Annotated in this window: 19 protein-coding genes; 11 read left to right on the forward strand and 8 right to left on the reverse strand. The window is 69.3% G+C overall.

Features of this window, described 5'->3' with window-relative positions:
- Positions 1-7: 7 nt before the first annotated feature.
- A complete protein-coding gene (locus UCD39_RS01940; protein ID WP_330494456.1) occupies positions 8-481 on the reverse strand; it encodes an OsmC family protein in 474 nt (157 codons plus the stop codon).
- A gap of 145 nt (positions 482-626) precedes the next feature.
- On the opposite strand from UCD39_RS01940, the gene UCD39_RS01945 reads away from it, so the two are divergent.
- Positions 627-2,048 (forward strand): sigma-54-dependent transcriptional regulator, encoded by a 1,422-nt coding sequence (locus UCD39_RS01945; protein ID WP_330494457.1) that lies wholly within the window; start codon positions 627-629, stop codon positions 2,046-2,048.
- Positions 2,038-3,417 (forward strand): sensor histidine kinase, encoded by a 1,380-nt coding sequence (locus tag UCD39_RS01950; RefSeq protein ID WP_330494458.1) that lies wholly within the window; start codon positions 2,038-2,040, stop codon positions 3,415-3,417. The genes UCD39_RS01945 and UCD39_RS01950 overlap by 11 nt, the downstream gene beginning before the upstream one ends.
- On the opposite strand, the gene UCD39_RS01955 is transcribed toward UCD39_RS01950, so the two are convergent.
- Genes UCD39_RS01955 through UCD39_RS01965 form a run of 3 tightly spaced genes read right to left on the reverse strand, consistent with a single transcriptional unit; the run spans position 3,401 to position 5,705 of the window.
- Positions 3,401-4,657, reverse strand: coding sequence for an MFS transporter (locus tag UCD39_RS01955; RefSeq protein ID WP_330494459.1), 1,257 nt, complete (start codon positions 4,655-4,657; stop codon positions 3,401-3,403). The genes UCD39_RS01950 and UCD39_RS01955 overlap by 17 nt on opposite strands.
- Complete coding sequence (locus UCD39_RS01960) at positions 4,654-5,214, reverse strand: isochorismatase family protein (protein WP_330494460.1); 561 nt, start codon at positions 5,212-5,214, stop codon at positions 4,654-4,656. Before UCD39_RS01960 ends, UCD39_RS01955 begins: the two co-directional genes overlap by 4 nt.
- 26 nt (positions 5,215-5,240) lie before the next feature.
- Positions 5,241-5,705 carry a MarR family winged helix-turn-helix transcriptional regulator gene (locus UCD39_RS01965; RefSeq protein WP_330494461.1) on the reverse strand — a complete coding sequence of 155 codons (465 nt, stop codon included), beginning with the start codon at positions 5,703-5,705 and terminating at the stop codon, positions 5,241-5,243.
- A 189-nt stretch (positions 5,706-5,894) separates the two neighbouring features.
- On the opposite strand from UCD39_RS01965, the gene UCD39_RS01970 reads away from it, so the two are divergent.
- From UCD39_RS01970 to UCD39_RS02000, 7 genes are all read left to right on the forward strand, one after another.
- Positions 5,895-6,833, forward strand: a complete 939-nt coding sequence (locus UCD39_RS01970) for a hypothetical protein (protein ID WP_330494462.1) — start codon at positions 5,895-5,897, stop codon at positions 6,831-6,833.
- The gene (dprA, locus tag UCD39_RS01975) at positions 6,829-7,947 is read left to right on the forward strand and encodes a DNA-processing protein DprA (RefSeq protein ID WP_330495473.1); all 1,119 of its coding nucleotides are present in this window, start codon (positions 6,829-6,831) and stop codon (positions 7,945-7,947) included. Before UCD39_RS01970 ends, dprA begins: the two co-directional genes overlap by 5 nt.
- Positions 7,948-8,014: 67 nt before the next feature.
- The gene (gene topA, locus UCD39_RS01980) at positions 8,015-10,711 is read left to right on the forward strand and encodes a type I DNA topoisomerase (protein WP_330494463.1); all 2,697 of its coding nucleotides are present in this window, start codon (positions 8,015-8,017) and stop codon (positions 10,709-10,711) included.
- A 33-nt stretch (positions 10,712-10,744) separates the two neighbouring features.
- Complete coding sequence (gene rnr / locus UCD39_RS01985; RefSeq protein WP_330494464.1) at positions 10,745-13,090, forward strand: ribonuclease R; 2,346 nt, start codon at positions 10,745-10,747, stop codon at positions 13,088-13,090.
- Positions 13,091-13,092: 2 nt separating this feature from the next.
- The gene (locus tag UCD39_RS01990) at positions 13,093-13,494 is read left to right on the forward strand and encodes a VOC family protein (protein WP_330494465.1); all 402 of its coding nucleotides are present in this window, start codon (positions 13,093-13,095) and stop codon (positions 13,492-13,494) included.
- A 188-nt stretch (positions 13,495-13,682) separates the two neighbouring features.
- Entirely contained in the window at positions 13,683-14,066 is a 384-nt protein-coding gene (locus UCD39_RS01995) for a DUF983 domain-containing protein (RefSeq protein ID WP_246130664.1), read from the forward strand.
- 24 nt (positions 14,067-14,090) lie between these two features.
- Positions 14,091-15,704 (forward strand): S41 family peptidase, encoded by a 1,614-nt coding sequence (locus UCD39_RS02000; protein ID WP_330494466.1) that lies wholly within the window; start codon positions 14,091-14,093, stop codon positions 15,702-15,704.
- A gap of 14 nt (positions 15,705-15,718) precedes the next feature.
- Here UCD39_RS02000 and UCD39_RS02005 read toward each other — a convergent pair whose 3' ends face one another.
- On the reverse strand, positions 15,719-15,892 hold the full coding sequence (locus UCD39_RS02005) for a RebB family R body protein (protein WP_330494467.1): 174 nt from the start codon (positions 15,890-15,892) through the stop codon (positions 15,719-15,721).
- Positions 15,893-16,198: 306 nt separating this feature from the next.
- Between UCD39_RS02005 and rpmG the strand changes: the two genes are divergently transcribed.
- Complete coding sequence (rpmG, locus tag UCD39_RS02010; protein WP_040845325.1) at positions 16,199-16,366, forward strand: 50S ribosomal protein L33; 168 nt, start codon at positions 16,199-16,201, stop codon at positions 16,364-16,366.
- Between the two features lie 129 nt (positions 16,367-16,495).
- Positions 16,496-17,326 (forward strand): glycosyltransferase family 25 protein, encoded by an 831-nt coding sequence (locus UCD39_RS02015; RefSeq protein ID WP_330494468.1) that lies wholly within the window; start codon positions 16,496-16,498, stop codon positions 17,324-17,326.
- Between the two features lie 33 nt (positions 17,327-17,359).
- On the opposite strand, the gene UCD39_RS02020 is transcribed toward UCD39_RS02015, so the two are convergent.
- The 3 genes from UCD39_RS02020 to UCD39_RS02030 all read right to left on the reverse strand — a co-directional run bounded on the left by UCD39_RS02020 (position 17,360) and on the right by UCD39_RS02030 (position 21,426).
- Entirely contained in the window at positions 17,360-18,808 is a 1,449-nt protein-coding gene (locus tag UCD39_RS02020) for a PleD family two-component system response regulator (protein WP_330494469.1), read from the reverse strand.
- Positions 18,809-18,872: 64 nt separating this feature from the next.
- Entirely contained in the window at positions 18,873-19,256 is a 384-nt protein-coding gene (locus tag UCD39_RS02025) for a response regulator (protein ID WP_330494470.1), read from the reverse strand.
- A gap of 241 nt (positions 19,257-19,497) precedes the next feature.
- Entirely contained in the window at positions 19,498-21,426 is a 1,929-nt protein-coding gene (locus tag UCD39_RS02030; protein ID WP_330494471.1) for an FUSC family protein, read from the reverse strand.
- Positions 21,427-21,582 lie beyond the last annotated feature (156 nt).

Consider the following 21,582-nt stretch of genomic DNA (forward strand, 5'->3'; position numbering starts at 1 on the left):
CGGGCCCTCACGCCGTCTCCACCAACCCTTCGGTCACCACCGGGAAATTGACCGAGTTGGCGATGAAGCAAAAGTGGTGCGCCTTGTCATGCAGGGCCTGGGCCAGTGCGGGGTCCCCGCCGGCGGCGATGGTCACGACGGGGCGCAGGGTCACGCCGGTGAAGTGGCCGTTGCCGTCCGCCGTTTCCACCATCGTGCCCTCCGCCGCGTCGCGGTAGCCGGTGACCGTCAGCCCGGCCGCCGCCGCCAGGTGCAGGTACCAGAGCTTGTGACAGGCGGAGAGCGAGGCGACCAGCATCTCCTCCGGGTTGTAACGGGTGGCGTCACCCAGGAAGGCGGGATCGGAGGAGCCGGGAATGACCGGCTTGCCCGCCGCCTGGATCTCATGGTCGCGGGTGTAGGCGCGATAATGGGCGGTCCCCTGCCCCGTGTTGCCGGTCCAGGTGACGGTGACACGGTAAGTGTGCTGCTTGCCGGCCATGCGGTCGCTCCCTTCATTGATGATCGTTTCGATGATTGGAGGGGAGCCACTCCGGCAACGCCAGGGGGAACCATCGCACAACGGACATGCGCTAAGGCCGCGCCCGGTGTACGTTTCCGGACAGTACCCTGGAGAGCTTGCACCCATGACACAGAAAAGCGGCCGCATCCTGATGGTGGACGACGACCAGGACATCCTGGTGGCCGCCCGCCTGCTGCTGAAGCGCGAAGGTATCCTGGTCCATACCGAAAGCCAGCCGGACCGCATCCCCCTGCTGCTGAAGGATGAGGCGTTCGACGCCGTCCTGCTGGACATGAACTTCGCCATCGGCGCCAACACCGGCCGCGAGGGCTTCCAGTGGCTGAAACGCGTGCTGGAGATCGACCCCACCCTGTCCGTCATCCTGATGACAGCCTATGGCGACGTGGGCACGGCGGTGGAGGCGATGAAGCAGGGCGCCTGCGACTTCGTGCTGAAACCCTGGTCGAACGAGCGGCTGGTGGCCACGCTGATGAGCGCCATGACCCTGACCGCCTCGCGGCGGGAGGCGGCGCAGTTGGGCGCCCGCAACAAGGAACTGGCGGCGGCCCTGGACCAGCCGGGCCAGACCCTGATCGGCGACAGCCCGGCCATGGCGCGGGTGCTGACCCTGGTGGATCGCGCCGCCCCCACCGACGCCAACGTCCTGATCCTGGGCGAGAACGGCACCGGCAAGGAGGTCATCGCCCGCGAAATCCATCGCCGGTCGCGTCGCGCGGACCAGGTGTTCGTCGCCGTGGACCTGGGCGCCATCGCCGAGAACCTGTTCGAAAGCGAGCTGTTCGGCCACAAAAAGGGCGCCTTCACCGACGCCAAGGAGGACCGCGTGGGCCGGCTGGTGGCGGCCAACGGCGGCACCCTGTTCCTGGATGAGATCGGCAACCTGCCGCTGTACCAACAGAGCAAGCTGCTGTCGGTGCTGGAACAGCGTGTGGTCATTCCGGTGGGGGGCAACCGGCCCATCCCCATCGACGTGCGCCTGATCTCCGCCACCAACATGCCGGTGGACCAGCTGGAAAGCCCGGACACCTTCCGCCAGGATCTGCTGTACCGCATCAACACGGTGGAGCTGCGCCTGCCGCCCTTGCGCGATCGGGCGGAGGACATTCCGGCACTGGTGGCCCATTTCATGGCGCTGTACGCCCGCAAATACGCCATCCCGCCCCGCCGCCTGTCGGAGGACGCGTTGCGGCGGCTGAAGTCCTATCACTGGCCGGGCAACGTGCGCGCCCTACGCCACGCGGTGGAACGGGCCATGATCCTGGGCGCCGGCGACGTCCTGGAGGCGGAGGACTTCTCCCTGCCGTCGGCCCCCGGCGGCGCGCCCCGCCCCCCGGCACCAGCGCCCGCCCCGGGCGGCGGGGGCGGCGATGCGCTGACCTTGGGCACCCTGGATCTGGAGACGGTCGAGGCGCAGGTGATTCGCCGGGCGCTGGACAAGCACCAGGGCAACATCAGCCACGCGGCTGCGGAACTGGGCATCACCCGCACCTCCCTTTACCGCCGGATGGAGAAGCATGGCCTTTAAGGCATCGTTCAGCACGGCGCTGACCCTGCGGGTCACCCTGCTGTGCCTCAGCTGCGTGGCCCTGGGCCTGCTGTTGCGGTCGACGGACTATCACGCCACCGAACTGCTGGTGCTGTTCCTGATCGCCTTCCAGATCGGCGGCGTCGTGCGGGTGGTGAACACCACCAACCGCGAGTTGGCCCGATTCCTGAACGCGCTCAGCCACTCCGACTTCACCCAAAGCTTCAGCTATCGCGCCATGGGCTCCAGCTTCCAGGAGTTGGGGCGCGCCTTCGCCGGGGTGTTCGACAAGTTCCGCGCCGCCCGCGCCGATGCCGAGCGCAAGGCGGACTACCTGAATGTGCTGGTGGAGCATGTGCCCGTGGCCCTGGCGGAGGTGCATCCCGATGGCCGGGTCAACCTGCTGAACAACGTCGCCCGCCGCCTGATCGGCCATGACGACCTCAACCGCCGCCTGGTGGACGGCGGCACGCTGGACAGCGCCCTGCGCGTCCTGCAACCGGGGCAGAGCGCGCTGCTGAAAGTGGCCGGCGGCGTCACCCCCCTGCACCTGACCGTGCGCGCCACCCAGCTGACCCTAGCCGACGGGCCGCGCCTGCTGATCTCCTTGCAGAACATCGGCGGGGAGCTGGAGGCGACCGAGGTCAAGGCCTGGTCGGACCTAGTGCGTGTGCTAACGCACGAGATGATGAATTCGCTGACGCCCGTCTCCTCCCTGGCGGGCACGGCGCAATCGCTGCTGGCCGATTTGCGCGCCCAATTGGCCGCCATCCCCGACCTGCCGCCCGCCGTGCTGGTGGACGCGGCGGACGCGGGCGAGGCCATGGACACCGTCACCCGCCGCGCCGGGGGGCTGCTGCGCTTCGTCGAGCGCTACCGCCGCTTCACCCAGATGCCCCGCCCCCAGGTGGAGCGTCTGAAGGTGCGCGAGCTGTTCGCGCGGGTGGAACGGCTGATGGGTCCGGCCCTGGCCGAGCATGGCGTGGCGCTGGAGGTGGTGGTGCTGCCGCCCTCGCTGGAGATCAGCGCCGACCCGGACCTGATCGACCAGGTGCTGATCAACCTGGTCAAGAACGCGGTGGAAGCCCTGGATGAGTGGAAGACCAGCGGCACGGCCAACCGAGCGCCGGCCATCACCCTGGCGGGCCACCTGGACGTGACCGGCCATCTGAACCTGCTGGTCCGCGACAACGGCCCCGGCATCCCGCCCGACGTGGCCGACAAGATCTTCGTGCCCTTCTACACCACCAAGCGCGAGGGCAGCGGCATCGGCCTGCCGCTCGCCCGCCAGATCATGCTGGCCCACGGCGGCACCATCGCCGCGTCCCCGGTGGAGGGCGGCGGCACGGTGTTCACGTTACGGTTTTGAACCTGCCCCAGGGCCGCCAGCCCACATGCTTCACCAGATAGCGCACCCCCACCAGCGCCGCCACCAAGCCAGCGGCAGCGCCCACCCCCAGGGCCCAGCGCGGGCCGGCCACGTCGGCCACCCAGCCGACGACAGGGGCGCCCAGGGGCGTGCCCCCCACGCCGATGGCCAGCAGCAGCGCCACCACCCGGCCGCGCATGGCGCTGTCGGTCGACAGCTGCACCAGGCTGTTACTGGAGGTGGTGAAGGTCTGGGCCGCCACGCCGATGATCACCAACACGGTGCCGAAGGTCCAGGTGGTGGGCATGACCGCCGCCAGGGCGCATCCCGCGCCGAACAGCAGGGCGGCACCGATCAGCAGGGGCACGGAGGGGGCCGCGCGCCTGGCCGCCAGCAAGGCGCCAACAACGGAGCCTATGGCCATGGTGGAACTGAGCACCCCGTACTCGCCCGACCCGGCTTGGAAGGCGTGCACCGACATGGTGGAGATGAAGATGGGGAAGTTCAGGCCGAAGGCGCCGATGAGGAACAGCATCAACAGCACGGCCAGCAAATCCGGCCGGCGCCAGACATAACGGAAGCCGTCGACGAGGCTGCCCCGGCTGCGCACCGCCCGCACGCGGGAGTGGAAGTCCGCCGGCCGCAACAGGCAAAGCGACCCGATGACGGCGACGAAGGAGGCGGCGTTGATCAGGAACACCCAGCCCGTGCCCACCGCCGTGATGAGCATGCCCGCCACCGCCGGCCCGATCATCCGCGCCGCGTTGAAGGAGGTGGAGTTGAGCGCCACGGCGTTGGCCAGGTCCGCCTCCCCCACCAGCTCACCGATGAAGGTCTGGCGGGCGGGGGAGTCGAAGGCCGCCACGCAGCCCAGCAGGAAAGCGAAGATGTAGACGTGCCACAACTGCACCAGGCCCAGCACGGTCAGAAGGCCTAGGCCCAGCGCCAGCAGGCCGGAGGCCGCCTGGGTGCAGAACAGCAGGAGGCGGCGGTCGAAATAGTCGGCGGCGAAACCGCTGAAGGGCAGCAGCAGCGCCAGCGGCCCGAACTGCAGGGCCATGACGACGCCCACGGCGGAGGCGCCGTTGACATGCGCCAGCTCCGTCAGCACCAGCCAATCCTGGGCCGTGCGCTGCATCCAGGTGCCCACGTTGGACACGATGCCGCCCACGGTCCACAGGCGGAAATTATGGTTGGCCAGGGCGCGGAAGGTGCCGGTGGAGGCGGTGGACGCGGTCATGCGCTCCCGTCCAGCAAGGATAGGATTTCCGCCGTGGTTCCCGTCTCTCCCAGGCGGGGGAAGATGCGCGTGACACTGTGGTCATGGGCCGCGGCATCGCGGTCGGCCATGGCGTCGACCGCCAGCGTGACGTTGTAGCCCAGGGCATGCGCCTCGCGCGCCGTGGATTCCACCCCGATGCCGGTGGCCACACCCACCACCACCACCTGGGTCACGCCCTGACCCTTGAGGTGGGAATCCAGGTCCGTGTGGGGAAAGGCGCCCCAGGTGCGCTTGGTCACGCGGTGGTCGCCGGGCTGGGCGTTCAGTTCAGGGATCAGCTCGGCCCAGTCGGGCGGCAGGGCCTGGGGGAGGCGCCCCTGTTCCGTCCGGCCGGGCGCGCCGCCAGCCACGGTGACCAGCACCACCGGCAAGCCCTTGCGGCGAAAGGCGGCGGCCAGATCGGCGGCGTTGCGTACCAGCCCGCCCAGGGGCGGCAGGCCAGGCATGGCCAGCAAACCTTTCTGCAGATCGACGATGATCAGGGCGGTGCGGGCATCCAGGGTGGTGACGGCCATGGCCGATCTCCTAAAATTTGGGACTGTCAGTCGTTGACCAGACGCTTCAAAAGATCGACGGCTCGGCCCAGTTCGGCCCGCTCCGCCGCCGACAGGCGGGCGTTCATGGCGCGGAACAACCAATCCTCCCGCGCGGCGCGGCTTACCCGCAGCCACTCCCGGCAGGTGGGGGTCAGTTCCCACAAGGTCTGGCGGCCATCGGCGGGATCGGGATTGCCGGCCACCAAGCCCGCCGCCTCCAAAGCGGCGACCGTGGCGCCCAAGGACTGGGAGCGCACCCCCTCCGCCTTGGCCAGGGCCGTTACTGTGGCCGGCCCGCCGTCCAGCCGGCGAAGCACGGCGATTTGCGAGGGCGTCAGATCGCCGGCGTTGGCCTGCTCGCGCAGCCTGCGCCGTAATTGGCCCAGCACCACGCGCAACTCCACCGCCGTCGCCATGACGGCCGGGGCATCGGGGTCGCCCGCGTCGGGCCTGTCCAAGGGATCGCTCATACCGATGATGTTGCCAGATACGAAGTCAAACTGTGAAGGCTAACTTCCTATATCAGCCCCGCATGACGATTAGGGGGTATTTGGCGTCCGCCACCACCTTATTGCGCCTCGTTGTTTGGTCATTCCCTCAATAGGTGTGTCGCGATAGATTTACCGCTCTCAGGCGAGGCCTTGCGGTTGGGGAGGGGCATGGTGCGCAGGATGTTTCTGGTGACGGCGTTGCTGGCGCTGCTGGGCGCCGGGTTGCACATGATGGCGGTCCCGGCGGACGCGCAGACTTCGGACGCGCAGATGGCGCCGCCGGGGACCGTGACCGAGACGCCCATCACCACCGCGCCCACCCCGGACGCTCCCCCCGGCGCCGTTCCCCGGACGGTAATCCGGATCGACGATGGCAGCGGCGCGGCAGCGGCAAAGGCGGCCCGGGATGCCAGCCTCGCGCTGGCCTGGAAATCCCTGCCGCAAAGCGAAAAAACCCTGGCGGTGGGCAGCGTGCTGCTGCTGGTGGCGGTCACCGCCGCCCTGCTGTACCTGGCCATGTCCACCGACATGCTGCGCGACAACGCGCCCGCCACCTTCGCCGGCGTGACCGGCGCCCATGGCAAGCCGTTGCGCCGGGCCTTCAGCCTGGCGCAAAGCCAGATGGCCTGGTGGTTCGTCATCGTGCTGGCTGCCTATCTCTACCTGTTCCTGGTGACGGGGGAGCTGGACACCCTGACCGGCCAGGCGCTGTGCCTGATGGGCCTGGGCACCGGCACCGCCATGGGGGCGGCGATGGTGGAGCAGAACAAGACCAACCCCATCCTCGCCGCCTACCAGGGCGTGCTGGCGCAGGTGGCGGACCCGGCCACACCACCGGCCGACCTGCCCACGCTGACCGCCACCCGCGACACGCTGGCCCGCCAGCTGGCCTCCCGCGACTTCGTCCACGACATCCTGACCGACGCCAACGGCATCAGCCTGCACCGTTTCCAGACGGCGGTGTGGACGGTGGTCATCGGCGTGCTGTTCCTGATCGAGACGGTGGTCCACCGCAAAATGCCGGACCTCGACCCCTACAGCCTGGGCGTCCTGGGCATCAGCGCCGGCACCTATCTGGGCTTCAAGATTCCGGAACAGCCGAATTGAGAAGCCCGCGCCCCCTTTCCCCGTCGAGCGCCTGGACTGGTTGCGCCTGACGCGCACGGAGTCGGTGGGGCCTATCACCTTCCACCGGCTGATGGAGCGCTTCGGCACCCCGGCGGCGGCCTTGGAGGCCCTGCCCGACCTGGCCCGCCGGGGCGGCCGCGACCGTCCCCTGAGCATCGTTCCCCGCACGGCGGCGGAGCGGGAACTGGTGGCGCTGGAGCGCCTGGGCGCCCGCCTGCTGTGCTGGTGCGAGCCGGACTATCCCGCCCAGCTGGCCGCCATCGAGGACGCGCCGCCCGCCCTCACCGTGCTGGGCGACCCCGCCCGACTCAGTCGCCCGTCCGTCGCCATCGTGGGCGCCCGCAACGCCTCGCTCACCGGGCGCAAGCTGGCCGCCATGATCGCCCGCGACCTGGCGGAGGCCGGCATCTCCGTCGTTTCCGGCCTGGCGCGCGGCATCGACACGGCGGCGCACGAGGCGGCCCTGCACCGCTGCACCGTCGCGGCGCTGGCCGGCGGCGTCGACGTCATCTACCCGCCGGAGAACGCGGAACTGCACCGCCGCATCGCCGACCAAGGCGCCCTGGTGGCCGAATCGCCGCCGGGGACGGAACCGCAGGCACGCCATTTCCCCCGCCGCAACCGCCTGATCTCCGGCCTGTCGCGCGGCGTGCTGGTGGTGGAGGCGGCGCTGAAGTCCGGGTCGCTGATCACCGCCCGCCTGGCGCTGGAACAGGGCCGCGACCTTTTCGCCGTGCCGGGCTCACCCTTGGACCCGCGCGCCCAGGGCTGCAACCGCCTGCTGAAGGAGGGTGCCGTGTTGGTGGAGACGGCGGAGGACATCCTGGCCTATCTGGGGCCGCAGGGCTTGGCGTCGTTCCACGCCCCGCCACCGGGCGGCGGACCGGTCCCGCCACAGCCCGATCCTGGCGAAAAAGAGATAGAGGCGGCCCGCCCACGGGTGACCCTGTGCTTAAGCCCCACCCCGGTACACATTGACGAAATTGTCCGGGACTGCCAATTGTCTGCGGCGGTGGTGCTGACCATCCTGCTGGAACTTGAGCTGGCGGGCCGTCTGCACCGCCATCCCGGCGGCCGGGTCAGCCTGGCGTGAAGCTGGCGGTCCCGCCGCGGGGGAGCGTTTCGGAAAGCATCGCCACCTATTGCAGTGCGGGGTCCCCTTGTCGGGCAGCAACGTCCTCATCGTCGAATCGCCGGCCAAGGCGAAGACCATCAACAAGTACCTGGGCGATGATTTCACCGTTCTCGCCAGCTACGGCCATGTGCGCGACCTGCCGGCCCGCGACGGCTCGGTGAAGCCGGACGAGGACTTCGCCATGGAGTGGGAGCTGGGCGACCGCTCCAAACGCCATATCGACGACATCACCAAGGCCGCCAAAGGCGCCACCCGCATCTACCTCGCCACCGACCCGGATCGCGAGGGGGAGGCCATCGCCTGGCACGTCAAGCAGCTGCTGGACGAGAAACGCATCACCGGCAAGGTGGACGTGAAACGCGTCACCTTCAACGAGATCACCAAGAGCGCCGTCCTGGACGCCATCGCCCATCCGCGCGAGGTGCATCAGGAACTGGTGGACGCCTATCTGGCACGCCGCGCCCTGGACTATCTGGTGGGCTTCACCCTGTCGCCGGTGCTGTGGCGCAAGCTGCCAGGCTCACGCTCGGCCGGCCGCGTGCAGTCCGTGGCCCTGCGTCTGATCTGCGAGCGGGAATCGGAGATCGAGGCCTTCCGCCCGCAGGAATACTGGACCATCGAGGCGGAGTTCCGCACACCGGCCGGGGCGCCCTTCACCGCCCGCCTGGTGGGCCTGAACGGTAAGAAGCTGGACAAGTTCACCCTGGGCAACAAGGGCGACGCCGACGCGGCCCTGGCCACCATCCGCCCGCTGTCCTTCATGGTGCGGGCGGTGGAACGGCGCCAGGTGCGCCGCAACCCCTTCCCGCCCTTCACCACCTCCACCCTGCAGCAGGAGGCCAGCCGCAAGCTGGGCTTCGGCGCCACCAAGACCATGCGCATCGCCCAGAAGCTGTATGAGGGCGTGGACATCGGTGGCGAAACGGTGGGCCTGATCACCTATATGCGTACCGACGGCGTGCAGCTGTCGAACGAGGCCATCGACGGCGCCCGCCGCCTGATCTCCTCCGCCTTCGGCAACGAGTACCTGCCCAACGCCCCGCGCGTGTACAAATCCAGCGCCAAGAACGCGCAGGAAGCGCACGAGGCCATCCGGCCCACCGACATGTTCCGCCGGCCGGACCAGATGGGCCGCTTCCTGGACAAGGACGAGCAGCGCCTGTACGAGCTGGTGTGGAAGCGCACCGTGGCCTGCCAGATGGCCAGCGCCGAGTTGGACCAGGTGTCGGTCGACATCGCCTCGCCCAAGGCGGAGGCGCAGTTCCGCGCCACCGGCTCCATCGTCACCTTCGACGGTTTCCTCAAGGTCTATCAGGAGGACCGCGACGACGCCGGCGATGAGGAGGAGAAGGACACCCGCCTGCCCGCCATGAAGGACGGCGACGACCTGGCCAAGGGCGAGGTCAAGTCCGACCAGCACTTCACCCAGCCGCCGCCGCGCTATACCGAGGCCAGCCTGGTGAAGAAGATGGAGGAACTGGGCATCGGCCGCCCCTCCACCTACGCCAGCATCCTGCAGGTGCTGCAGGACCGGAACTACGTCCGCCTGGAAAAGCGCCGGTTCGAGCCGGAGGACCGCGGCCGCCTGGTCACGACCTTCCTGGAGAACTTCTTCAACCGCTATGTCGAGTACGGCTTCACCGCCGACCTGGAAACCAAGCTGGACGACATCTCCGGCGGCCGCATCGACTGGAAGACGGTGCTGCGGGATTTCTGGCGCGACTTCTCCGGCGCGGTGGACGGCACCAAGGACCTGACCATCACCCAGGTGCTGGACGCCCTGGACGAGGCGCTGGGCCCGCACTTCTTCCCGGCCCCGAGCGAGGGCGGGCGCGACCCGCGCGTCTGTCCCGTCTGTGGTGAGGGCCGGCTGTCGCTGAAGCTGGGCAAGAACGGCGCCTTCATCGGCTGTTCCAATTACCCCGGCTGCAAGTACACCCGCCCCCTGAGCGTCGAGGGCGGCGAGGAGGGCAACGCCGACCGCGAGCTGGGTAACGATCCGGAGACGGGCTACCCCGTGTCCATGAAGCGCGGGCCTTATGGCGTCTATGTCCAGACCGGCGCGCCGGATGAGCCCAAGCCCAAGCGCGTGTCGCTGCCGCGCGCCATGAACCCGCAGGACGTGGACCTGGACATCGCGCTGCGCCTGCTGGCCCTGCCGCGCAGCTTGGGCCCGCATCCCGAGACGGGGCAGGAGATCACGGCCGGCATCGGCCGCTTCGGCCCCTATCTGAAGCATGGCGACGCGTACAAGAACCTGACGCCGGACGACGATGTGCTGACCATCGGCCTGAACCGGGCCGTGGTCCTGCTGGCCGGCGTGGCCACGCGCAAGACGGTGGCGGGCCGGGAACTGGGCAACCATCCCAAGGACGGCAAGCCCATCACCCTGGGCAGCGGCCGCTTCGGCCCCTATGTGAAGCACCTGAAGCTGTTCGCCAGCATCCCCAAGGCCATCAACGCCGACACCATCACCCTGGAACAGGCGGTGGAGCTGCTGGCGGCCAAGGCGGCCAAGGACAGCGGCAAGAAGGCGGCAGCCACCGCGGCTGATGGCGAGGAGAAGCCGAAGAAGGCGGCGGCCAAGAAGGCGCCGTCCAAAGCTGCGGGGGCCAAGACGGCGACCGCCAAGGCGACGGCGGAAAAGAAGGCCGCCGCGCCGAAGAAGGCCACCACAGCCGCGAAGAAGCCCGCAGTGAAGAAGGCGGCGGCGGGCGACTGAGCCCGCCGACCACCACGAGCTTAAGGAAGTACCATGCCGAAGCGTCCGGAGGGCCCCCGGCGGGCTTTGCCCAGGCCGGTGCCGGCCCGCCGTGCGGCCGACGCCCCCTTCCCCACCCGGGAAGAGATCATGGACTATATCCAGTCCAGCCCCGTGCCCGTGGGCAAGCGGGAGATCGCGCGCGCCTTCAACATCACCGGCGACGGCCGCATCGTCCTGAAGGAGCTGCTGAAGGAGCTGGAGGGCGAGGGCAGCATCGAGAAGGGCGAGGGCCGGCGCGTGGCCGTGCCCGCCGCCCTGCCCGAGGTCGCGGTGCTGATCGTGGCGGAGGTGACGCCGGATGGCGAGGTGCTGGCCCGGCCGACCAGTTGGGCGCATGAGGCGCCGCCGCCCCGCATCTACATGGCCGCCGAGAAGCGCGGCCATCCCGCCCTGGCGGTGGGCGACCGCGTGCTGGCCCGTCTGTCGCGGCAACCCCAGCCTGGCGGGGAAGAAGACATCTACGAAGGCCGCACCATGCGCAAGCTGGACGGCGGCACGGCCACCCGCATCGTCGGCATCTATGAGCGCGCCCGTGACGGCGGCCGGCTGAAGCCGGTGGACCGCCGCGCCAAGGCGGAATTCGCCGTGGCCGACGCCAACGCGGAAGGCGCGCAAGCTGGCGAGCTGGTGGTGGCCGAACTGCTGCCCTCCTCCCGCCTGGGCCTGAAGCAGGTGCGGGTGGTGGAGCGGCTGGGCAGCATCGAGGAGCCGCGCGCCGTCAGCCTGATCGCCATCGCCCAGCACGCCATCCCCACCCAGTTCGCCAAGGCGGCGATCGAGGAGGCGGAGGCCGCCCCCGAGCCCACGGTGGAGGGGCGCACCGACCTGCGCGACATTCCCCTGGTCACCATCGATGGCGAGGACGCGCGCGACTTCGACGACGCCGTGTTCGCCGAGCCGGACACCGACCCCAACAATCCCGGCGGTTGGCACCTGCTGGTGGCCATCGCCGACGTCAGCTTCTACGTCCGTCCCGGCATGGCGCTGGACCGCAACGCCTTCGACCGGGGCAACAGCGTCTATTTCCCCGACCGCGTCGTGCCCATGCTGCCCGAGGCGCTGTCGAACGAGTTGTGCTCGCTGAAGCCCGAGGTCAACCGCGCCTGCCTGGCGGTCCACATGTGGATCGACGCGCACGGGCGCCTGAAGCGTCACCGTTTCGTGCGCGGCCTCATGCGCTCCGTCGCGCGTCTGACCTACACCCAGGTGCAGAAGTCCCGGGATGGGGCGCCGGATGACCTGACCGGCCCACTGATGGAGCGGGTGATCAATCCGCTGTACGGCGCCTTCGCCGTGCTGCAGAAGGCCCGCGACGCCCGCGGCACCCTGGAACTGGACCTTCCCGAGCGGGTGGTGAAGCTGGATGAGGCCGGCACCATCCAGAGCATCGGCGTGCGCCCCCGCCTGGACAGCCACCGCCTGGTGGAGGAGTTCATGATCGCCGCCAACGTGGCGGCGGCGGAGGCCCTGGAAGCCAAGCACAGCCCCTGCATGTACCGCGTGCACGCCGAACCCGCGCGCGACAAGCTGGAGGCGCTGCGCCAGTTCCTGGGGTCCCTGGGCTACACCCTGGCCAAGGGCCAGGTGATGAAGCCCATCCTGTTCACCCGCATCCTGAACAAGGCGGCGGAGACGCCGGAGGCGGACCTGGTGAACACCGTCATCCTGCGCAGCCAAAGCCAGGCGCTGTACCAGCCGGAGAACATCGGCCATTTCGGCCTGGCCCTGCCGCGCTACGCCCACTTCACCTCCCCCATCCGGCGCTACGCCGACCTGGTGGTGCACCGCGCCCTGGTGAAAGCCTACGGCCTGGGGCCCGGTGGGCTGGATGAGGAGGAAGCTGGCCGCTTGGTGCAGGTGGGGGAGCATATCTCCGTCACCGAGCGCCGCGCCGCCACGGCGGAACGCGACGCCCTGGACCGCTATGTCGCGGCCTATCTGTCGGACAGGGTGGGCGGCACCTTCACCGGCCGCATCGGCGGCGTCACCCGCTTCGGCCTGTTCGTCACCCTGGATGAGACGGGTGCCGACGGGCTGGTGCCCATCTCCACCCTGCCGGACGACTTCTACGACCATGACGAGGTCAACCACCAGCTGGTGGGCCGCCGTTGGGGCCGCACCTACCGCCTGGGCACAATCGTCAAGGTCCGCCTGGTCGAGGCCGACCGCATCTCCGGCAGCATGGTCTTCGCCCTGCTGGGCGAGGACACCGACGACGCCCCCTGGCTGGCTGGCGGCAAATCTGATGGCAAGGGCGGGCGCGCCCGACTGACCAAGAAGACGGCGGCCAAGCCCCAGAAGGCCCACAGCAAGCGCCCCCCGCTGAAGAAGGACTGACCATGGCCGACCCCCGGCAATTCATCGGCGGCGTCGCCCTGGTGGTGCGCGATTATGACGAGGCCAAGGCCTGGTACCGCGACGTGCTGGGCTTCGACGCCGTGGAGGATACCGACCTAGGCGGGGGTAAGCGCTGGGTGGTCATGGCGCCGCCGGGCTCTGGCGAAACCCGCTTGCTGCTGGCCAAGGCGGCGGGGCCGGAGCAGGAGGCCGCCATTGGCAACCAGGCCGGGGGCCGCGTCTTCCTGTTCCTGCGCACCGACGATTTCTGGCGCGACTATCATCGCATGACGGCCGCCGGCGTGACTTTTTGCGAGGAGCCCCGCGTCGAGTCCTATGGCACCGTGGTGGTGTTCCAGGACCTCTACGGCACCCGCTGGGACCTGTTGCAGCTCAACGTCTGATTTCGCCGGCTCACAATTCGCGCAAATCACAACAGGTGTGGACGGCAAGGCTGAGGTCTGGCAAACGCGCCTGGACCATGGCTCCATCCATACCCATCATCTAGGCCATGACGACCGACCCCGTTCCCCCCGATAATCCCATCCGGGTGACGCCGAGGCCCAGTGTCGCCGGTGATAGGGAGGATGCCTTGACGGACACTCAGGAAGAGATCGTCGCCCCGCCCAAGGGCATGGTCGGCACGGCCATGATGCGCGGCATGCGCCGCTGCTGCCCCAACTGCGGCGCCCACACCCTGTTCGTCGGCTATACCAAGGTGGCGCCGGTCTGCACCAATTGCGGGCTGGAAACGGGTAATTTCCGCGCCGACGACGCGCCGCCCTACTTTACCATCTTCGTCGTCGGCCATATCGTGGTCGGCGCCGCCCTGGCGGTGGAACAGAATTTTCATCCCCCCCTGTGGGTGCATGCCGCCCTGTGGGGACCGTTGACCCTGGGCCTGTCGCTGGCCTTGCTGCCCCTGTTCAAGGGGGCGGTGATCGGCGTGCAGTGGGCCATGGGCATCCGCGGCTAAGGGAAAAACAAACCGGGAGGCGCCGTGGCCCAGGCCACCTGCCGGGCGGACCACGCCCGGACCACCAGTTTCAGGCCTGCGCATATCCGCCGGGGCGCCGCCCTGGCCCGGAGCCTGTCGGCGCTTGTCGGGCTTCTCGCCCTCGCCGCCTGCGCTGGCAGTCCCGGCGGGAAGGGCGTCACCGCCGAGCAGTTCTACCAGAGCGCCTACGGCAAGATCGATGAGCTGTACCTGGACCCGGTGGACATGCGCCGCCTGGTGCTCGATGGCCTGATCCACGCGGGCCGGGTGGTGCCGGACCTGACAGTGACCGTGCCCCCCGACCAGGCCACCGTGACCCTGGCGGTGGGCAAGCGGACGCCCCGCACCTTCGCCCTGCCCCCCAACGGCTTGCCCCAAAGCCAAGACGCGGCGCCCTGGGCGCACCTGGCCGCCAGCATCACCGATTGGGTGGTGGCGCAATCCACCGACTTGGCATCGGCCCAGCAGGACCGGGAAACCCTGTTCCGCGCCCTGCTGGAGGGCGCCACCGCCGACCTCGACCCCTACAGCCGCTATTCCGTGCCGGCGGCGGCGCGGACGGAACGGACGCGGCGCGAGGGCTATGTCGGCATCGGTGTGACGCTGGAGGAAACGCCGCGCGGCTTTCGCATCCTCGCCGTGGCGCCCGGCAGCCCGGCCGCCACGGCTGGCCTGCAGGCGGGCGACGTCATCGTCGCCGTGGGCGGCCTGCCCGTGGATACCACCGGCGGGGGCGGCCCCACCCTGACGGTCGAGGCGGTGATGAACCGCCTCAGCGGCCCGGAAGGCACCGGCGTGCCGGTGCGCGTCGCCCGTACCGGGGGCATGGTGACGCTGCTCATCAGCCGCCAGCGCATCATCCTGCCCACGGTGATGGCGGAGCGGACGGGCGCGGTGGGCGTGCTGCATGTCAGCCGGTTCAACGCCGGCACGGCGGACGCGCTGGCCGCAGCCGTCCGCCACCTGCGCGACACCGCCGGCACGGCGGGCCCGCCCACGGGCTGGGTGCTGGATCTGCGCGGCAACACCGGCGGCCTGCTGGACCAGGCGGTGGCCGTGGCCGACCTGTTCATCACCAGCGGCCCCATCCTGAACACCGTGGGCCGCCACCCCGACAGCGTGCAGCACTACGACGCCACGCCGGACGACATCCTGGACGGCGCCCCCCTGGTGGTGCTGGCCGATGGGCAGACCGCGTCCTCCGCCGAGATCGTGCTGGGCGCCCTGGTCGACAGTGGGCGGGCGCTGGACGTGGGCACCACCAGCTTCGGCAAGGGCGTGGTCCAGACCGTCGCCCCCCTGCCGAATGGCGGGGAACTGTTCATCACCTGGTCCCGCATCCTGACCCCGGCCGGACACATGTTCGACCATAAGGGCCTGGCGCCCGCCATCTGCACCGCGGGGCTGACGGACCCCGCCGCCATCCTGGCCCCCTTGCGCGCCCAGCCACGGCCCATCGGTACGCCCACCGCCTGCCCGGCGGAGCGCAATCGTCCGGCGCCGGTGGACCTGACGGTGGCGGAGGATCTGCTGGCCAACCCACCCCTGTTGCGCCGTGCCCAACTGGCGGGCCAGCCCCTGCTGGCCGACCAGCCAGCGGCGGGGAATGATCCCTGACGCGGCCGGGACCGTTATTCCGTCGCGGGAGCCGGCGGCGCCCCGCCTTCCATTGATGTGCCGGTTGATTCCGCCATCGTCTGAAACAGCTCGCCTTCGGCCTGGGCGGGTGCCTCGCCCACGACCTTCACGTTGCTCTGCGTCACCGAATCAGTGATCTGGCTGTTCACGACTGTGGAAAAGGCCATGGGGGCTTCTCCTGTCCGGCACCGTGCAACGATCACGCGGAAGGCGTTCAGAATAGTCCATTCAGCGGCGTCGGGGCGGCCTGCGGCCGGCCACCTGGGGTGGCGCGGCCCCATGCACGGCGCGCATCCCCCGCCGCAGCGCCCGTTCCCACGGCGTATGGCTCTTTGGCCTTGACTCTCAGGGCCCGCTGACTAAAGTGCCGCGACGCCGTGCCCCAGAGGGCCACGGTACGGAATTGTTTTTGACCGCCCCCGACCCGCCAGAGTGGCGACCGAACGGGGTTGTCGTAGGTGGGATTAAAGGTCATGGCCAAGCAGAATACCGTGCTGATCCGTCTGATCAGCTCCGCTGAAACCGGCTTCTTCTACGTGAAGAAGAAGAACCCGCGCAAGACGACCGAGAAGCTGGAGTTCCGGAAGTACGATCCGGTGGCTCGCAAGCACGTGCTGTTCAAGGAAGCCAAGATCAAGTAAGTCCCGCGCGCCCGCTCGGGCGCGCCGTTCCGGCCCTATGCCCCGCCCCCACGGGCGACAGAATGCCGGAACCGTTAAGGACACTGGTCAGGCGAAGGGCCGCTCCTCGAGCGGCCCTTTCCTATTGGCATGTCTGGCGGCTGGGGTATTCTCCCGGCGCGCCAGAACCTTGGGAACACCGCTTCCGTGCCTTCCAGCCCGACACTCCCGTGCCCCGTCTTCGTCATCAATCTAGAGCATGACGGGGTGCGGCGCGCGCATATGACCGACCAGTGCGCGCGCCTGGGGCTAGCGGCGGAGTTCGTGCCGGCGGTGAACGGCCGTGCCCTCGGCGACGCCGACCGCGCCGCCTATGACCGCGCGAAGGCGCTGCGCGTCTATGGCGTGGAGATGCTGGACACGGAGATCGGCTGTTACCTCAGCCACTATCGCCTTTATGAGCGCATGGTGCGGGAGAACATCGCCGCCGCCCTCATCCTGGAGGACGATGTGGAGCTGAGCCCCGCCCTGCCCCGCATCGTGGCCGATCTGCTGGCCGACCCCGCGCCGGAATGGCAGGTGGTGCGGCTGGAATCCTTGCGCCCGCGCGTACGCGAGCCCAAGTCCCCGAAGTTCCGGGGACGCACCGTCAAAACCCTGCGCGATGGCGAGCTGGTGCGCCTGGGCACCCACGTATTGGGCTTCGGCGCCTATCTCATCCGCCTGGAGGGGGCCAGGCGCATGCTGGACTACGGCCGGCGCATCTTCATGCCGGTGGACCAAACCATGGACCGTTACTGGGACAACGGCATCGCCCCCTATCTGGTGCGCCCCATCCCCGTCCGCCAGCGCACCGACATGGATTCGCGCATCGGCGCCCGCCCCGCCGGCCGGCACGAGGGCCAACCCCTGGCCATACGGTTGGCCCGCCGCTGGCAGCGCCTGTCGGACAGCGTGCGCAAGCGCCTGTACCGGGGCTGATGGCGGCTGATAGGCGCAACGCCTAAGGAAACATCACCCAGGCAGGGTGAGATCCGGCGTGTCGGCGGCATGGGCCAGCGGCGGCGCCTCCAGGCTGCTGTCGGTCACGACGCGGTTGCGACCGGCGCGCTTGGCCTCATAGAGGGCCATGTCGGCCCGGCGCAGCAGGCTGTCGCCCGTTTCCATGCGGCCATCGCCCAGGGCGCCATCGGCCACGGCCACGCCGACGGAGATGGTCACCGTGATCTCCCCGCCATCGACGCTGACCTTGAACGGCGTCTCGGCGATGCGGCGGCGCAGGCGTTCCGCCACCAGGACACCGGCGGCGAGATCGGTGTCGGGCATGACGACCACGAACTCCTCGCCGCCCAGCCGGGCCACCAGGTCGAAGTTGCGCAGGTTGCGGCTGGCGCGCTGCGCCACCTCCTTCAGGACCTCGTCCCCCACGCCGTGGCCGTAGGTGTCGTTCACGACCTTGAAATGGTCGATATCGAACAACAGGGCAGCCACCGGCTTGTGGTTGTCGCCGCCCCGGTCCAGCAGGCGCGGCAGGTGCGCGCTCAAGTAACGGCGGTTGAACAGGCCGGTGAGGCTGTCGGTCAGGGCCAGGGACAGGCTCTGCTCATAATTCGCGCGCAACCGCTCCTGATAACGCTTGCGGCGAATCTGGGTACGCGCCCGGGCCATCAACTCGTTCCGGTCGATGGGCTTGATCAGGTAATCGTTGGCGCCCAGTTCCAGGCCCTTGGCCACGCGGTCGATATCCGTTTCGTCCGCCACCAGCAGGACCGGCACCTGGCGGGTCTTCTCCTGCGAGCGCAGCTGGGAGCAGAGGCGCAGGCCATCCTCCCGCATCAGCGTCAGGCTGATGACGATGAAGTCGAAATCACCCGCCAGCGCCTGCTCCAGGCCCTTGGCGCAGGTGTCGGCCGCCGCCACCCGGCCGCGGTCACGGCACAGCGTCTCGGTGATCTTGTCCAGGTCGATGGAGCTGTCCTCCACCACCAGGACGTTGGCGCCCTCGGCCGACTGGTTGTGCATGCTGTCGGTGGACACCAGCATGCCCAGCTGGCCCGAGGTGCTTTCGCGCAGGCGCCATTCGTCCATCATCATCTTGAGACGGACCAGGGAGCGGACGCGGGCGAACAGCGCCACATCGTTGACGGGCTTGGTCAGGAAATCGTCGGCGCCAGCCTCCAGCCCCCGCACGCGGTCGGCGATGTCGGACAGGGCGGTCACCATCACGACGGGGATATGCATGATGGCGGGGTCGCTGCGGATGCGCTCGCACACCTCGAACCCGTCCATGCCGGGCATCATCACGTCCAGCAGCACGATGTCGGGCGCGTGCGCCTTGATCTTCTCCAGTGCCTCCGGCCCGCTGCTGGCGGTGATGACGTCGAAATACTCGCGCGTCAGCTTCGCCGCGAGCAGCTTGACGTTGGGCAGGACATCATCAACGACCAGGACGCGAGCCGACATGACACCACTTATTCCGGCGGCGGCGGAAACGCCACAGCTTGATCAAAAGGCACTACCGCGCACCCTAATCCAGAAAGCGCCGAACTGTCCGGATGAAAGTGGCGACTGAGATGGGTTTGGCGATGTAATCATCACAACCGCCTTCCCGGATACGCTCCTCATCGCCCTTCATGGCAAAGGCCGTGACGGCGATGATCGGGATCGACCCCAGCTCCTGATCCTCCTTCAACCAGCGCGTCACGTCCAGACCGGAAAGCTCCGGAAGCTGTATATCCATAAGGATAAGGTCAGGACGGTGCCGCCGCGCCAGCTCCACCGCCATGACGCCATCGCGGGTCTGCACCGTGCGATAGCCGTGCGCCTCCAGCAGATCATTGAAAAGCTTCATATTAAGTTCGTTGTCCTCAACGATGAGGACACATTTTTTGGCGGCGGCAACCGTGGCCATGAGGCGGTCCGTAGCGATGTGGGGGCTACACTAAAGGACAAGTCGGGCGGGTACAACCGTTATGGGGCGCGCCCGCAGGTTATGCGCCGCCGGTTCGATGTCGCGCTACCATCCGTGCCTGCCAACCCTTGTTATAGGCCCTCTGGGTAGCCCTAAGGCGCCCACCTCATCCGAACAGGTAGTCCGCGATTAACGTTGGACTAGAGGGAATTGAGCGGAATATCGCCGCGCGCGATAATTTTCAGTCCGGGTGCGTCCCGGCCAATTGCCGGCACCAGGCGGCGAGGTCCAGCAGACCGCGGCGCCGCGGGCCTTCCGCGTCATCCGCCGCCACCTCCAGCCGGCGGCCCGCCCGCCGGGCGAAGGCGGAGAGGCGGGGCGGGTCCTCGATCAGCCGCCCCAGCGCCAGCATGACCAGCTCGGCCCGGCGGCGATCCTGGGGGCCAAGCCCGGGGAGCAAGCCGCGCATGGCGATCAGCGCCCGCCCGACATCCATGCGGGCGCGCGCCTGGGCCAGGGCGCCGTCCCCATTCCCGGCCACCCCGCCGCCGGAGGCCACCTCCCAGACCGCCAGCCGGGCGAGGCGGTGATGATGGCGGTATTCCCACGCCTTGCCATCCGACGCCGCCGCCCCGGACGCCAAGGCCCGGACGCTGGCGGAGAAGCTGACCAGCAGGCGGCGCACCTCCCCCTTCCCGTCCACCGGCAGGATCAGCCGGTAGGTCAGCAGAATCCATATGGCGGCCAGCACGATGGCGGCGGCGGCGTTGAGGAACGCCTGCAGGTCGTAATTCATGGGGTTGGTGGGGGCCACCAGGGTCAGGAACAGCAAGGGCATGAAGCTGCCGAAATCCCCCCGCCCCGGTCGTTGCGACATCAGGGCGGCGACCACGATGATGGGCGCCAGCACCAACGACAGACCCCAGAACTCCGACAAGGCGGGCAGCAGCAGGAAGGTCACGGGCAGGCCCAGCAGCCCCGCCCAAAGGGCGGCGCGAAAGACCTGGATGCTGACCTGCTCCGGGTTGGCTCGGCTGGCCAGCAGGGCTCCGAAGGCGCTGGTCCAACTCAGCATGATGGTTCCGGCCGGCCATTCGGTGGCGACCCAGAAGCTGGCGGCCAGGCCGACGGAGATCAGCGTGCGGAGCGCCGCGATGACCGCGCTGCCCAGCGGGCCGTCCGCCGGCTCGGGCAGGGTGAAGGCCAGGCGGCGGGCGGGGTCGCGCGCCACCGCCACCTGAACCAGAAGGTCCAGCACCTCCCCCAACTGGTGCGCGGCCGTCAGCGCGGCGGTATCGCCGGCCCGATGGGCCAGGTGCAGCGCCACCCTCAGGCGGCGCCGCGCGGCGGCGGCGGCGATGCGGAAAGCCGGGCCGTCGCCCTCCCCCAACGGTCTCAAGCAGGCCAGCAAGGGCTCAGCGGCGGCCGGCAGCGACGCCAGCGCCCGGCGCGCGGCGTCCATGCGGGCCAGAAGACCGAACAGCGCGGCGGCGGCCACCCGCGCGCCATCGGACTGCCGCCGAAACGCGGCCGATTCCACCGCCGCGTACGTCGCCAGATCATCCAGGCCCTGCAACTCGGCCAACAGGTCCCGGTGCCGGCGGCCGGGCGTGCCCGCCCCGGTCAGGTCATCGGCCAACGCCCCGATCACCGCGGCGGTGACGCGGGCCACCCGGCTTTCCAACCGCTGGGCCGCCGTCACCGGCCACAGGATGCCGGATACCGTCATCTTGGCCAGCACGCCCACGACGATGGCCGCCACCCGGGCGGCGGCGATGTCGAAGGTGCGCAAGGGATCATCCACCGCACCCAGCGCCACCAGAGCCAAGGTGTAGCCAGCCAGCACGGCCGCGTACGAGCGGAAGCGGCGCAGCCGGTTGGCCAGCGCCACGCAGCCCGCCAGCCACAGGCCGTACAGCAGCAGGAAGGCCTCCGGCGACTGGCCGAAGCCCGCCATCAGCGCCAACGCCGCCGCAGCCCCCACCAGGGTGCCGCCGATGCGCCACACACTCTTGGCGATGACGGCCCCGCTCATGGGATGGCTGACGATCAGCACCGTCACCGCCGCCGTCTGCGGGCTTTCCAATTGCAGCGCGTAGGCGAGGTAGAGGGCCAGCAAGGTGGCCAGCGCCGTGCGCACGGCGTGCCCCACCGCCCCCCGGCTGGGCATCCATTCCCCCATCCGCGGCAGTCCAAGCCCCTTGAGGACGGGAAGCGAGGGGGCGACGGCGGGGGCTAGGCTTGGGGAGGACACGGGGGGAAACGCCACGCGGAGTTGGGGCCCGGAACCGCCCATGAGCGGAACGCCAGCCAGTTCATCGATTTG

This window comes from Nitrospirillum karajorum, assembly GCF_036348415.1.
In the GTDB taxonomy this organism is placed as follows: Bacteria; Pseudomonadota; Alphaproteobacteria; order Azospirillales; family Azospirillaceae; genus Nitrospirillum; species Nitrospirillum amazonense_B.

Bases quoted from the DNA above. Each gene is read 5' to 3' on its own strand.
- UCD39_RS01940 (WP_330494456.1), bottom strand. From the start codon at position 481: ATGGCCGGCAAGCAGCACACTTACCGTGTCACCGTCACCTGGACCGGC.
- UCD39_RS01945 (WP_330494457.1), top strand. From the start codon at position 627: ATGACACAGAAAAGCGGCCGCATCCTGATGGTGGACGACGACCAGGAC.
- UCD39_RS01950 (WP_330494458.1), top strand. From the start codon at position 2,038: ATGGCCTTTAAGGCATCGTTCAGCACGGCGCTGACCCTGCGGGTCACC.
- UCD39_RS01955 (WP_330494459.1), bottom strand. From the start codon at position 4,657: ATGACCGCGTCCACCGCCTCCACCGGCACCTTCCGCGCCCTGGCCAAC.
- UCD39_RS01960 (WP_330494460.1), bottom strand. From the start codon at position 5,214: ATGGCCGTCACCACCCTGGATGCCCGCACCGCCCTGATCATCGTCGAT.
- UCD39_RS01965 (WP_330494461.1), bottom strand. From the start codon at position 5,705: ATGAGCGATCCCTTGGACAGGCCCGACGCGGGCGACCCCGATGCCCCG.
- UCD39_RS01970 (WP_330494462.1), top strand. From the start codon at position 5,895: ATGGTGCGCAGGATGTTTCTGGTGACGGCGTTGCTGGCGCTGCTGGGC.
- rnr (WP_330494464.1), top strand. From the start codon at position 10,745: ATGCCGAAGCGTCCGGAGGGCCCCCGGCGGGCTTTGCCCAGGCCGGTG.
- UCD39_RS01990 (WP_330494465.1), top strand. From the start codon at position 13,093: ATGGCCGACCCCCGGCAATTCATCGGCGGCGTCGCCCTGGTGGTGCGC.
- UCD39_RS02005 (WP_330494467.1), bottom strand. From the start codon at position 15,892: ATGGCCTTTTCCACAGTCGTGAACAGCCAGATCACTGATTCGGTGACG.
- rpmG (WP_040845325.1), top strand. From the start codon at position 16,199: ATGGCCAAGCAGAATACCGTGCTGATCCGTCTGATCAGCTCCGCTGAA.
- UCD39_RS02015 (WP_330494468.1), top strand. From the start codon at position 16,496: ATGTCTGGCGGCTGGGGTATTCTCCCGGCGCGCCAGAACCTTGGGAAC.
- UCD39_RS02020 (WP_330494469.1), bottom strand. From the start codon at position 18,808: ATGTCGGCTCGCGTCCTGGTCGTTGATGATGTCCTGCCCAACGTCAAG.
- UCD39_RS02025 (WP_330494470.1), bottom strand. From the start codon at position 19,256: ATGGCCACGGTTGCCGCCGCCAAAAAATGTGTCCTCATCGTTGAGGAC.
- UCD39_RS02030 (WP_330494471.1), bottom strand. From the start codon at position 21,426: ATGCCCAGCCGGGGGGCGGTGGGGCACGCCGTGCGCACGGCGCTGGCC.